At 61.9% G+C, this 13,566-nt stretch carries 9 protein-coding genes; 4 read left to right on the top strand and 5 right to left on the bottom strand.

Features of this window, described 5'->3' with window-relative positions:
- Positions 1-488: 488 nt before the first annotated feature.
- From ACPYOP_RS13705 to secD, 3 genes are all read left to right on the top strand, one after another.
- Positions 489-2,018 (top strand): ArnT family glycosyltransferase, encoded by a 1,530-nt coding sequence (locus tag ACPYOP_RS13705; RefSeq protein ID WP_481410925.1) that lies wholly within the window; start codon positions 489-491, stop codon positions 2,016-2,018.
- Between the two features lie 123 nt (positions 2,019-2,141).
- Complete coding sequence (locus ACPYOP_RS13700; protein ID WP_481410924.1) at positions 2,142-2,561, top strand: hypothetical protein; 420 nt, start codon at positions 2,142-2,144, stop codon at positions 2,559-2,561.
- 93 nt (positions 2,562-2,654) lie between these two features.
- The gene (gene secD, locus ACPYOP_RS13695; protein WP_481410923.1) at positions 2,655-5,210 is read left to right on the top strand and encodes a protein translocase subunit SecD; all 2,556 of its coding nucleotides are present in this window, start codon (positions 2,655-2,657) and stop codon (positions 5,208-5,210) included.
- Between the two features lie 112 nt (positions 5,211-5,322).
- Here secD and ACPYOP_RS13690 read toward each other — a convergent pair whose 3' ends face one another.
- The gene (locus ACPYOP_RS13690) at positions 5,323-6,198 is read right to left on the bottom strand and encodes an SMP-30/gluconolactonase/LRE family protein (RefSeq protein ID WP_481410922.1); all 876 of its coding nucleotides are present in this window, start codon (positions 6,196-6,198) and stop codon (positions 5,323-5,325) included.
- Positions 6,199-6,465: 267 nt separating this feature from the next.
- Here ACPYOP_RS13690 and ACPYOP_RS13685 point away from each other — a divergent pair, with 267 nt between their 5' ends.
- A complete protein-coding gene (locus ACPYOP_RS13685; protein WP_481410921.1) occupies positions 6,466-8,535 on the top strand; it encodes an ATP-dependent helicase in 2,070 nt (689 codons plus the stop codon).
- A gap of 239 nt (positions 8,536-8,774) precedes the next feature.
- Here the strand turns inward: ACPYOP_RS13685 and mmsB are convergent, their stop codons facing one another.
- The 4 genes from mmsB to ACPYOP_RS13665 form a co-directional block, all read right to left on the bottom strand.
- The gene (mmsB, locus tag ACPYOP_RS13680) at positions 8,775-9,656 is read right to left on the bottom strand and encodes a 3-hydroxyisobutyrate dehydrogenase (RefSeq protein WP_481410920.1); all 882 of its coding nucleotides are present in this window, start codon (positions 9,654-9,656) and stop codon (positions 8,775-8,777) included.
- A gap of 69 nt (positions 9,657-9,725) precedes the next feature.
- Complete coding sequence (locus tag ACPYOP_RS13675) at positions 9,726-10,784, bottom strand: enoyl-CoA hydratase/isomerase family protein (protein ID WP_481410919.1); 1,059 nt, start codon at positions 10,782-10,784, stop codon at positions 9,726-9,728.
- A gap of 39 nt (positions 10,785-10,823) precedes the next feature.
- Positions 10,824-12,419, bottom strand: coding sequence for a GMC family oxidoreductase (locus ACPYOP_RS13670; protein ID WP_481410918.1), 1,596 nt, complete (start codon positions 12,417-12,419; stop codon positions 10,824-10,826).
- A 162-nt stretch (positions 12,420-12,581) separates the two neighbouring features.
- Entirely contained in the window at positions 12,582-13,565 is a 984-nt protein-coding gene (locus tag ACPYOP_RS13665) for a branched-chain amino acid ABC transporter permease (RefSeq protein ID WP_481410917.1), read from the bottom strand.
- Position 13,566: the final 1 nt, after the last annotated feature.

The raw sequence follows: 13,566 nt of genomic DNA, 5'->3' as shown, positions 1-13,566 counted from the left end.
TTTTCCCATTCCGACGTTCAGGTTCAATATTTATGGTTAATTCCTTGCCCGAAGGTTAATGACCGAAGAAGGCATGTTCTGCAGTATTTCACCCTAAATTAGGTATTACTTTCAGATATAGTTTTTCGACCGGTAAAGATGCGGATCGCAAGTCACGAGCAAGCTTCATATCTTACTGCTCTAGGGATAGACAGCTTCGATGTCGATACGGAGAGAGCAATGATTGTTCTTGGTTTGACCGCCTCGCTGATGGCCAGCCTGACGCTGGCGGCCTTCATGCTTCTGTGCCGCATCGAGGAGATGCGCGGCAAAGCCGCTTCACGCGTCCTCTAGGCGCGTTGCAACACGTCTCGGATTTCAAAATCGGACGTATGGCGCTTCGTGGGCCAGCCGGTGTGTGTCGCCGTCTTCCGGATGACCGGGAGCTAGCTTTGGTCTCAATAGTTCCGTATTAAGCCTCACGATCAGGCACCGAGACCCATCCATTAATGCTCGACACGACCCATTCCCGAACGACTGCCCAGAAACTTTCCCTGCAGGTAGCCCTTGCAATCATCTTCGGAGTGACGCTCTGGCGTGTCCTCTTGCTGCTGGTCAACAGGACCGACCTCTTCGTCGACGAGGCGCAATATTGGTTCTGGGGCCAGAATCTCGATTTCGGCTACTATTCGAAGCCGCCGATGATCGCCTGGGTCATCCGCTTCTTCAACGCGATCTCCGGGTCGGACTCGACTTTCTGGATCCGCATATCAGCGCCGCTCTTCCATCTCGCCACCGCTCTGCTGCTCATGTGCACCACGCGGCGGCTGATCGACGGCGAGGAGGGACGCGAGATTGCGCTGTGGGTCGGCGTCATCTTCATCAGCCTTCCGGCCGCTTCGCTTTCGGCCGTGCTGGTATCGACCGACACGATCCAGATCCTGTTCGTGACGATCGCGATCTGGGCGTTTATCGGCCTGACCAAACGGTCTTCGACGCTCGAAGCTTTCATCCTCGGTGCCAGCCTCGGCATCGCCTTCCTGACGAAATATTCGGTGCTCTTCCTTTTGCCGGGTGTCGGCATCGCGATGGTGACAATGCGCTCGGCGCGCATCGCCTGGCGGGACGTTGTCATTGCCGCCGTCGTCGGTGCCATCGTCGTTTCCCCCAATCTCTGGTGGAACTTTGCCCATGATGCGGCGACCATAAAGCACACCGAGAATATTGCCCAATGGAGCAAGGATGGTGGCAGCAACGGCCTTTTGAAGCATATGCTCAACGGACTTGGCTTCTTCGGCGCGCAATTCGGCGTCGTCGGTCCGGTCGTCTTCTATGCCCTGCTGTGGGCGACATGGCGGCTGATCCGCGGACAGAGCGACGACCGGGAAAAGCTGCTGTTCTGGCTGTCGGTGCCGGTCGTGGCTCTCATCACGCTGCAGGCCCTGTTCGCCAAGGCCTATGCCAACTGGGCCGTCTCAGCCTATGCCGCCGGCACCATACTCGCCGTCTGGCTGCTCTATCGCCTGACGAAGAAGGGATTGAGCACCTCGCTGATCATCGGCGCGGTCGTCGCCTTCGTGATCCCGGTGATGACGGTCTTTGCCTATGACATCAAGCTGCCGAACGGCGATCTCGTCATGAAACGCTATGTCGGCCGCACCGTCATCAGCCAGGAAATCGCAGACATAGCGACAGACGCGAAGACACCGGTCATCGTGGCCGAGGATCGCGATATCCTCGCAGACCTCTACTATACGTTGAAGGGCAAGCCCTTCCGGATCTATGCCCGCAATTTCGGCGGCTTTCCCAATAATTATTACGAGCAGAACTTCTCCTTGCCGGCCGACGTGACCGGAGCGGTGCTGTACGTCGACAACGGCCCGTTCGAATGCCCGGGAAGCCAGGTGGACCTCATCAAGAGCTGGTCTCCGCCCTATGGCGAGATGAAAGGCAAAACGCTTCATGCCTATCGCGTTCCGGCATCCTGCCTGGCACCCAAACCGTCAGCCGCCGCCGGAACGGGGGCAACGGAAAATTAAGAAACCGAGCCGGGACTGTTGACCGGCTCGTACAACTGCATCATGACAGACCGTAGGCGTCCTGATATCATGACCGAACCGCCGGCGTTCGCGCCGGCAAAGGAATAAAGGCATTTCTGACTGTTGAGCCCGCTCGAATTCGGCATTGCCGACAGCGAAGATAGAGACGACAGGACGCACCGCGCCGGAGCGCGCGTGATCGCCTCGCTGTTCGTCGCGTTCTTCGCCTATATCGGACTGGCGCTCGGCGGCGGCATCAATCTGGCCGCGCGAGCCGATGCGGATGCTCTTTCTTCCGGCAAGGACAGCCAACCGCTCTACCTTTCCCTGCGCGATCCGGTTCGCGGCATCGTCGTGGCCGACCGCTTGGTTACGCCGAAGGCCACCTGGCACGATATCGGACCGGCGATACTCGCGCCCCTCCCAACTCTCGGCTATCTGGCCACGTCCTGGCAGCCACGCCATTCTGGCGACGCCGCCCGGCTCGAATCCCTGGCATTTGGCGCCTATTTCGCGCGCGGCCCTCCGAGCGATTTGGCGTAAGCGGTCGGCGCCGACGCGCCGCATCTCCAACATGACCTTAAGTCCGCCAGCGGCTCGACCGCCGGCATCAGCGTATTTTCAAGGATAATACCCATGCGCACCTCACCATGGCTCGTGGCACTTTACACAGTCGTCATCCTGCTTGGCCTTCTAATCGCCCTGCCGAACGTGCTGCCGCCGGCGGCTCTCAGCAAAATCCCATCCTGGCTGCCGCACAGCCAGGTGTCTCTCGGCCTCGACCTTCGCGGCGGTTCCTATCTCGTGCTCGAAGTCGACGAGAAGGATCTGACGAACGGCCGGCTGCAGTCGCTGCAGCAGGACGCACGCCGCGTGCTGCGTGACAAGAACATCCAGGTCCGTTCGGTCGTCCGCAATGGCGACCAGATCGTCGTGACGCTCAACGATCCCACGCAGAGCGGTGACGCGGTGACGCAGTTGCAGACGCTGGCCAATACGATCACGTCGGGCCTCTCGACCGGCCAGTCCGATCTCAACATCAAGCCGAACGGCGCAACCATCGCCATGTCCTTCTCACCGGCCGGCATTTCCGCCAACGTCGATTCGGCCGTACAGCAGAGCTTGGAAGTCATCCGCAAGCGCGTCGACCAGGTCGGCGTCGCCGAGCCGACCATTCAGCGCGTCGGTCCGAACCGCGTTCTCGTCCAGCTTCCGGGCGCGCAAGACCCGTCGCACCTGCGCGAACTTCTCGGCTCGACCGCGAAGATGTCCTTCCACCTGCTTGCCGACAATGTCGACCCGAACAATCCAGGCCCCGGCGTCACCATCCTCAAGGATGATAAGGGCACCAGCTATCCGGTTCTCGACCGTATCGAATTGTCCGGCGACCGGCTGACGGACGCCCGCGTCAGTTTCGACCCGAACACGCATGAGCCGCTCGTCACCTTCCGCTTCGATAGCGCCGGCGCCAACCGTTTTGCCGAAATCACCCGCGAGAATGTCGGCAAGCCCTTCGCCATCGTCCTCGACAACAAGGTGCTGAGCGCGCCGAACATCCGCGAGCCGATCACCGGCGGTTCCGGCCAGATCTCCGGCAACTTCACCGCGGATAGCGCGACCACGCTCGCAGCACTGCTGCGCGCCGGCGCCCTGCCGGCCAAGCTCACCGTCATCGAAGAACGCACGGTCGGCGCCGACCTCGGCAGCGACGCGATCCAGAAGGGCATCTATAGCGGCCTGATCGGCTTCGTCCTGGTTGCCGCTTTCATCTTCGTGCTCTACGGCGCCTGGGGGATCCTCGCGAATGTTGCGCTGCTCATCCACACGATCCTGACCTTCTCGGCCCTGACGCTGGTCGGCGCCACGCTGACGCTGCCCGGCATCGCCGGCGTCGTCCTCGGTATCGGCCTTGCGGTTGATGCCAATGTTCTCATCAACGAGCGCATCCGCGAAGAAACCCGCAAGGGTCGCGGTGCCTTCGCCGCCATCGATAACGGCTTCAAGAAGGCCTATTCGACGATTATCGACGGCAACATGACGGCCCTGATCGCCGCGGCCATCCTGTTCTACTTCGGCTCCGGCCCGGTTCGCGGCTTTGCCGTGACCATGGGTCTCGGCCTCATTATCTCGATGTTCACCTCCGTCGCCTTCGTGCGCGTCGTGATGATCGCCATCACCCGTCGCCGCAAGCTGAAGGTGATCAACATTAGGCCGCTGATCCCCTTCAGCCCCTATGACAAGCACATCCAGTTCATGAAGGCCCGCTTCTTTGGCGTTACCGTCTCGGCGATCCTGTCGATCGCCTCGGTGGTGCTGTTCGTCCATCCGGGTCTCAACTACGGCGTCGATTTCCGCGGCGGCATCCAGATGTCGGTCAAGACCAAGGATGCGGCCGATCTGGCGACGTTCCGCGAGGGCCTGAACACGCTCGGCCTCGGCGAAATCGCACTGCAGTCCTTCGGCGACAACAACAGCCTCCTTGTCCGCGCCCAGCGCCAGGACGGCGGTGAAGAGGCTCAGACCGCCGCGGTGACCAAGCTCAAGGCCGAAATCGTCAAGATCGACCCGAGCGCGACGATCGAAGGCACCGATGTCATCGGGCCGAAGGTCTCGGGCGAGCTTGCCTGGGCCGGCATCCTGTCGGTGGTGATCGCCAGCTTGGCGATGCTGTTCTACATCTGGTATCGTTTCGAATGGCCGTTCGCGGTCGGCGCCATCGTCACACTGGTACTCGACGTCACCAAGGCGATCGGCTTCTTCGCGATTACCGGCCTCGATTTCAACCTGACGGCCATCGCCGCGATCCTGACGCTTGTGGGATATTCGGTGAACGACAAGGTCGTGGTCTATGACCGCATGCGTGAAAACATGCGGCTCTACAAGTCGATGCCGCTGCGAGATATCATCGACAAGTCGATCAACGAGACCCTGGCGCGAAGCCTCTATACCAACGCCACCGCCTTCCTGGCGCTGGTGCCGATGGCGATCTGGGGCGGCAGCGCCGTCTCCAGCTTCGCGATCCCGATGGTGTTCGGTATCCTCGTCGCTGGCGCCTCGTCGGTCTTCATCGCCGCGCCGATCCTGCTCTTCCTCGGCGACTGGCGCCGCCGCCATGCCAAGGTCGTCGCCAACGACGCCAAGCCGGCGGACGGCAAGGCCGACAAGGACAAGCAGATCCCAGCGGCCGAATAAGCAGCGAATATATGAGAAAGGGACATGCCCGGGCTTCGGGCATGTCCGTCAGCCGGATGAAAGCATGCCCAGCAAAATGCATGCGAGCGCTGGCCGAAAATCGTAAAGCGCTTTAGGAAATGGACGGTTTACCCAACGGCAGGCCCGGACGAGGCGCCGTTATCTTCTCTATGACACCATTCTCCTGTTCGCTGACGAGTAGGTGCTTGCCATCGACGGTGAAGGCGATGCCGCCCGGTCGCGCGCCATTGGTTCGGATATGGCCGGCCATCATACCCTCGGTATCGATCAGACAAATTTCGCCAAGGCCGGACATGGCGCAATAAAGCGTGCCGCTGCGATCGAAGGCCAGGCCCGATGGCCCGCGCAGCACGTTGACCGCGGGCGACCTCATCGACTGTGCGAACATTTCCTGCCGCCCGCCGACGATCTGCCGATGGATTTTTCCGGTCAGCGTCTCGCTGTAGTAAAGCAGCCCGTCGGGCCCGAAGGCGATGCCGCTGGCAAGCAGCAGGCCGGCGGCCAGGACGCGGATCACCCGGCCTTCGGCGGGATCGATCTGATAGACGCAGCCGTTATAGGCAGCCTTGAAAAAATCTGGATGGATATGCCCTCTTTCCAGCAGATCGGTGAGGCGGATGCCGGAATCGGTCATGTAGAGCAGACCGTCAGGCCCGAAAGCGAGCGCGTTCGGATGAAGAAACAGGCCGTCGGCGCTCCCCTCTATTACCTGGCGGATCCGCCCCTGCGGCGAGAGCCTGATGAGCGAATTCTCCGGGCCGCCTGCCACCCAGAAGCAACCGTCTCCATCAATCGCGATTCCGGTCGGGCTGCCGCCGATCCGACACAGCTCCTCATAGGCGCCGCTCGTATCGAAAAGCTTCAGGTAACGGCGACTTGGGTCCGTCTCAACAAGCGCAATGCGCCCGTCCGGCAGAGCCACCAGTCCGCCAGGCAGGCGCAGCCCAGTGGCGATCGTTTCGTTCATATTCGGAAACCTTCACTCAACGCCCTGCAAAAACCCATACTCAAAAGTGCCGCGCCATAATGATACATAAGAACGAACAAAGTTCTTTTCGAGCCACCTCCACCAAATCCGAATGAAATTCTTGCGCAAAACTTCGCATCGGCGAGGGAATTTCCTCAAACTTGACAGGTCCTGCCGATTCGGAACATCCATAGAACACTCAGATATTTTCACGCCTGCGATTCGTCGCGGGTCGCGCCCGGCTTCCTCGCCCATCCAGGAGAATTGATGACTGCCGCCTATCTGGAAAAATTGAACCCGGAGCAGCGCCTGGCGGTGGAACACGGCACGACTGCGGATACCGGCCATGTCGCCGGACCGCTGCTCGTCATCGCCGGTGCCGGTTCCGGCAAGACGAATACGCTTGCCCATCGTGTGGCGCATCTGATCGTTAGGGGTGCCGATCCGCGCCGCATCCTGCTGATGACCTTTTCGCGCCGCGCCGCCGCCGAGATGGGCCGCCGCGTCGAGCGGATCTGCCGCGAGGTGCTGGGTGCCAATGCAGGCATCACCGCCGATGCGCTTGCCTGGAGCGGCACTTTCCATGGCATCGGCGCGCGCCTGTTGCGGGATTATGCCGAGCAGATCGGCATCGATCCGGCCTTCACGATCCACGACCGGGAAGACAGCGCCGACCTCATGAACCTCGCGCGACACGACCTCGGCTTCTCCAAGACGGAAAACCGCTTCCCGACCAAGGCGACCTGCCTTGCCATCTATTCACGCTCCGTCAATGCGGAAGCGCCGCTCGATGGCGTGCTGCGCGACTTCTTTCCCTGGTGCGCCATGTGGGAGCAGCAGCTGCGCGATCTTTTCGCCTGTTATGTCGAGGCAAAGCAGGTGCAGAACGTACTCGATTACGACGACCTGTTGCTCTATTGGGCGCATATGCTGCAGGAGCCGCTGATCGCCGAGGATATCGGCAGCCGTTTCGATCATGTGCTTGTCGATGAATATCAGGACACCAACCGGCTGCAGTCCTCCATCCTGCTGGCGCTGAAGCCGGATGGCCGCGGATTGACCGTCGTCGGCGACGACGCCCAGTCGATCTATTCCTTCCGCGCCGCGACCGTGCGCAACATTCTCGATTTCCCCAAGGCTTTCACGCCATCGGCTGATATCGTCACGCTCGACCGCAACTATCGCTCGACACAGCCGATCCTGGCCGCCGCCAATGCCGTGATCGATCTTGCCTCCGAGCGCTTCACCAAGAACCTGCGCACCGAGCGGCAGAGCATGGAGCGGCCGCGGCTGGTAACGGTGCGCGACGAGGCCGATCAGGCGCGCTACATCGCCGATCAGGTGCTGGAAAATCGCGAGGGCGGTGCAAGGCTCAAGCAGCAGGCTGTGCTTTTCCGCACTTCGAGCCATAGCGGCCCGCTCGAAGTGGAGCTCACCCGGCGCAACATTCCCTTCGTCAAATTCGGCGGGCTGAAATTTCTCGACAGCGCCCATGTTAAGGACATGCTGGCGGCGCTGCGCTTTGCCCAGAACCCGCGCGACCGCGTGGCCGGCTTTCGCCTGATGCAGCTCCTGCCCGGCGTTGGCCCATCCACGGCGCAGCGCGTGCTCGACCAGATCGGCGAAGAGGCAAGCCCGATCACGGCGCTGACGGAGCTGCCGCCGCCGCCCCGCACCGGAGACGACTGGACCGCCTTCGTCGAGACCATGCGCGAGGTCAAAAGCGGCAATGCCGGCTGGCCGGCGGAAATCGGCCTGGTTCGCCAATGGTATGAGCCGCATCTGGAACGCGTGCATGAGGATGCCGCGACGCGCCAGGCGGATCTCGTCCAGCTCGAACAGATTGCCGCGGGCTACGGCTCGCGCGAGCGCTTCCTCACCGAATTGACGCTCGATCCGCCTGACGCCACCAGCGATCAGGCCGGCGTGCCGCTGCTCGACGAAGATTATCTGATCCTTTCGACCATCCATTCCGCCAAGGGCCAGGAATGGACGAAGGTCTTCATCCTCAACGCCGTCGACGGCTGCATCCCCGCCGATCTCGCCGTCGGATCCTCCGCCGAGATTGAGGAAGAGCGGCGGCTGCTCTATGTCGCCATGACCCGGGCTAAGGACAATCTCGATCTCGTCATTCCGCAACGGTTCTTCGTGCATGGCCAGCATGCGCAGGGCGACAAGCATGTCTTCGCCTCGCGCACCCGCTTCATCCCGGCGACATTGCTGCAGTTCTTTGAGGTCTGCGGCTGGCCGCAAGCGCGGGCCGAAAGCGCAGCCGCCATTCGGGCGCGAGAGGTACGCGTTGATGTCGGGGCGCGGATGCGGGGTATGTGGCGGTGAGTCATAGCGATTGAGATCGGCAGGTCAGGCTTGCTCGCCGATGCCGTGCCGACCTGCCTGGCCCCCTCAGCCTAACCCTCTCCCCGTGAACGGGGAAAGGGAACGACCGTGTAAAAACGCCGGCTCCTCAGCAACTGAAAGCTGTGTAGGGCACAACTCCCCCTCTCCCTGCATGCGGGGAGAAGGCCGGGGTGAGGGGCATCGGAGCTTTCAACTCACTCGATCTTCCTGAGTAACCTTCAACCCGCCTCGCGAAACATCTCGATGATCGCGGAAAAATCACGCCCGCCATTGCCGAGCTTTTCGAAGAGCGCGTAAAGCTGCGCCGCCTCCGCCCCCAACGGCGTGGACGCGCCGCTCGATAGAGCCGCTTCCTGCGAGAGGCGCAGATCCTTGAGCATTAGCGCTGCCGCAAAGCCGGGCTTGTAATCATTGTTGGCGGGCGAAGTCGGCACCGGGCCAGGCACGGGGCAATAGGTATTGATCGACCAGCACTGGCCGGATGAAGTGGAGGCGACATCGAAGAGGGCTTGATGCGAAAGGCCGAGCTTTTCGCCGAGCACGAAGGCCTCGCAGACGCCGATCATGGAGATACCGAGGATCATGTTGTTGCAGATCTTTGCCGCCTGGCCGGCGCCGGCATCGCCGCAATGGACGATCTTTTTGCCCATCACCTCAAGCAGCGGCTTGGCGGCCGCAAAGCTCTCTGGAGAACCGCCGGCCATGAAGGTGAGCGTACCGGCGGCGGCGCCGCCGGTCCCGCCGGACACCGGCGCATCGAGCGAAAGGCAGCCAACTTCGCCGGCCATCGCATGCGCCTTGCGGGCGCTGTCGACATCGATGGTAGAACTGTCGATCAGCAGGGTTCCCTTCGGCAGGGACCGCAGCACATCGGTCCAGACCGTCAGGACATGCTGGCCCTTCGGCAGCATGGTCACCACCACTTCGGCATCGGCCAAGGCCTCGGTCAGCACGTTGGCGGCCTTCACGCCAGACGCTTCGGCTGCCTTCAGGACATCATGCGAGAGGTCGAAACCGGTGACGGCATGGCCGGCCTTGACGAGATTGGCGGCCATCGGGCCTCCCATATTGCCGAGGCCGATGAATGCGATCCGTGACATGATGTTTTCCTCCCATGATCCGTTGAAGCAATTCCAGGAACAGTGTGAAGCGGCTTTCCCGGAATTACTCTAGCTCGAGAAAAGCGGCGGCTGCGCCGGCACGAAGAAGCGGTCGATATCACCCGGCGTCACCTCGGCAAGCGTGGCCGGCGACCATTTCGGATTGCGGTCCTTGTCGATGACGGCGGCGCGGACGCCTTCGTAGAAATCGTGATTATACAATATGCCCATGCAGGCGCCGAGTTCACGATTGAGACATTCGGCGAGATTGGCGCTCGCCCTCCCCTCCCTGAGCAGCCGCAAGGTCAGCTTCAGGCTGGTCGGCGAGCGGCTGGCGATCACGCCTGCGGCCTCAGTGGCAAACTCTCCCTGTTCGCCAGCCAATGCCTGCAGGATCTCTTCGACCGTATCGCCTGCAAAGGCGCGGTCGATCACATCGCGGTTTGCCGCAAGCCGGCTTTCGCCCGCATCTACCGCCATTGTCTTGATCAGCGCATGCACGTCTGCAACGGAGACCGAGAGGGGAAGCGACGCGACTGCATCGGCCAGAGCCGGCAGTTCCGAGGACGGCATGCAGTGATCGGCAAAACCGGCATGGATCGCATCGGCCGCGCCGACGGCAAGGCCGGTCAGCCCCATCCATGTCCCGGCTTCGCCCGGCGCGCGCGGCAGCAGCCATGTGGCGCCGACATCCGGGAAATAGCCGATACCAGTCTCAGGCATGGCAAGGCGCGTGCGCTCGGTGACGACACGATGGCTGCCATGCGCCGAGAGGCCGACGCCGCCGCCCATGGTGATGCCATCCATCAGCACGACATAGGGCTTGGGATAGCGCGAAATGGCATGGTTGAGCCGGAATTCCTCGCGCCAGAAGGTTTCCGCGCCATTGGAGCCTTCCCTGCCGCTCTGGTGCAGCAGACGGATATCACCGCCGGCACAGAAACCACGATCCCCCTCGCCCATGACAATGACGCTTGCGACCAGGGGATCGGCGGCGAAATCATCCAGGGCCGAAGCGATGACCCGCACCATCGGCAGCGTCAGGCTATTCAACGCCTTCGGCCGGTTGAGCCTGACGATGCCAGCCGATCCGCGCCGCTCGATAATGACCTCGTCGGTGCTGTCCATGCAAATCTCCTGTCTCCGCTTCCGTCCATCAATAGGCCTTCATCGGTTGTCGGCAAGGATCATCTCGGCTGCTTTTTCGGCGATCATGATGGTTGGCGAGTTGGTGTTGCCCGATGTGATCGACGGCATGATGGAGGCGTCAGCGATGCGCAGCCTTGCCAATGTCCGCAACCGCAGGCGGGGATCCACAACACTTTGGGCGTCGCTGCCCATGCGGCAAGTGCCGACGGGGTGGAAAATCGTCGTGCCGATATCGCCGGCGGCGCGCTCCAGATCGGCATCCGTCTCATAGGCCGGCCCGGGCTTGAACTCCTCCGGCCGGAATCGGGCGAAGGAGGGCTGCGCCACGATCCGCCGCGTCAGGCGAATGGAGCGCACGGCAATTTCCCGGTCTCGTGCGGCCGAGAGGTAGTTCGGGCTAATGGCCGGCTGCATGGCGAAATCCGGGCCGCGGACATGCACGGAGCCGCGGCTTTCGGGACGGAGATTGCAGACGCTGGCGGTGATCGCTGGAAAGGGGTGAACGGGATCGCCGAACTTGTCGAGCGAGACCGGCTGCACGTGATATTGCAGATCCGGCGTTTCCTTGTCCGGTCCAGAGCGCGTGAAGATGCCGAGCTGGCTTGGCGCCATCGCCATCGGGCCCGAGCGGCGAACCAGATATTCAAGCCCGATCGCCGCTTTGCCGATCAGCTTCGTCGCCTTCTCGTTCAAAGTGGGGACGCCGGTCACCTTGTAGGCGAGGCGAAGCTGCAGATGATCCTGCAGGTTCTCGCCGACGGACCTGACCTCACGCACCACCTCGATGCCGGCCTTGCCGAGCACATCGCCATGGCCGATGCCCGAGAGCTCCAAGATATGCGGCGAGCCGATCGAGCCAGCTGAAAGCACGGTCTCCTTGGTCGCATAGACGCGCTTCGCCACGCCGTCATGCTGGAATTCGACGCCGGTGACGGCATCGCCCTCAACGATCAGGCGGCGAACCTGCGCCTTGGTATAGACGGTGAGATTGCCGCGCTTCATGGCTGGCCGCAGGAAGGCCTTCGTCGTGTTCCAGCGGATGCCGGAGCGCTGATTGACGTCGAAATAGCCCGACCCCTCATTGTTGCCGCGATTGAAATCCGCTGTCTCCGGGATGCCGGCCTCCTTGGCCGCGGCCTGGAAGGCATCGAGTACTGCCCAGCGCACGCGCGCCTTCTCGACCCGCCACTCGCCGCCGGCTCCGTGCATTTCGTCCTTGCCGCGATAGTGATCCTCGGACTTGATGAAATAGGGCAGCACGTCGTCCCAGCCCCAGCCGGCGCAGCCAAGCTGACGCCAGAGATCATAGTCGCGCGCCTGGCCGCGCATATAGATCATGCCGTTGATGGAGGAGCAGCCGCCGAGCACCTTGCCGCGCGGATAGCTGAGCGACCTGCCGTTGAGGCCCTGCTCCGGCGCCGTGGTGAAACACCAGTCGGTGCGGGGATTGTTGATGCAATAGAGATAGCCGACCGGGATGTGAATCCAGTGATAATTGTCATTGCCGCCGGCTTCCAGGAGCAGCACGCGATTGTTGCGGTCGGCGGAGAGCCGGTTGGCCAGCACGCAGCCGGCACTGCCGGCACCAATGATGATGTAGTCGAAGCGATCCATGTCCAAACTCAGTAGTTCCCTCTCCCCGCCTGCGGGGAGAGGGCTAGGGTGAGGGGCCAGGAGGTACAGCAAACCTCGGCATCCCGATCAAACTCGAAATAGCCCCTCATCCGCCCTTCGGGCACCTTCTCCCCGCTTACGGGGAGAAGGAAAATCAAGCAGTCACCGCCGATATTCAAACCCCAGCTTCCGTCCCAGCCGCGAGGCATAGAATTCGCCGACGACGCCGCGGCGGAAGAGCAGGACGCAGACCATGAAGACGATGCCGGTGATGATGGTGACCGGGAATTCGGAAGTGGCGAGATAGTTTTCCAGCGTCGCCACGAAGCCCGCGCCGAAAAGCGGGCCGATCAAGGTGCCGATACCGCCAAGCAAGGTCATCAGGATCACCTCGCCGGACATCTGCCAGGCGACATCGGTGAGCGTAGCGAACTGGAAGACCAGCGCCTTGACCGAGCCTGCAAGACCGGCAAGCGCCGCCGACATGACGAAGGCACCGAGCTTGTAGCGCGCGACGGAATAGCCGAGCGAGATCGCCCGCTGCTCGTTCTCGCGGATCGACTTCAGGATCATGCCGAAGGGCGAATTGATGAACCGCCAGATGATCAGCACGCCGATGAGGAAAACAGCGAGGACGAAATAATACATGTTGAAGGAGTTGTTGAGATCGAGGACGCCAAAGAGGTAGCCGCGCGGCACCGACTGAATTCCGTCCTCGCCATGGGTAAATGCCGCCTGCAGGCAGAAGAAATAGAACATGTAGGAGAGCGCCAGCGTGATCATGGCGAAATAGATGCCCTGTCGGCGGATGGCGACGAAGCCCATGACGAGACCAAGCAACGAGGCTCCCGCGACGCCGATCAAGATGCCGATCTCGGGCGGCAAGCCCCATTCCTTCACCGCGTGCGCCGTGAAATAGGCGGCGCCCCCGAAGAAGGTGGCGTGGCCGAAAGAGAGCAGGCCGGCATAGCCGAGCAACAGATTGAAGGCGCAGGCGAAGAGCGCAAAGCAGAGCACCTTCATGACGAAGATCGGGTAGATGAAGAAAGGCGCCCAGATCAGGCAGACGAGACCGACCACCAGAAGCAGCTTCTGCACGGAAAGCTTCGGACGCTCCTTGGAACTCAAGGTGATTAATCCAGCCATA

This window comes from Rhizobium sp. KNZ2-6A, assembly GCF_056755475.1.
The sequence above is the reverse complement of the archived record's forward strand: the minus strand, read 5'-3'. Positions and strand labels throughout refer to the sequence as shown.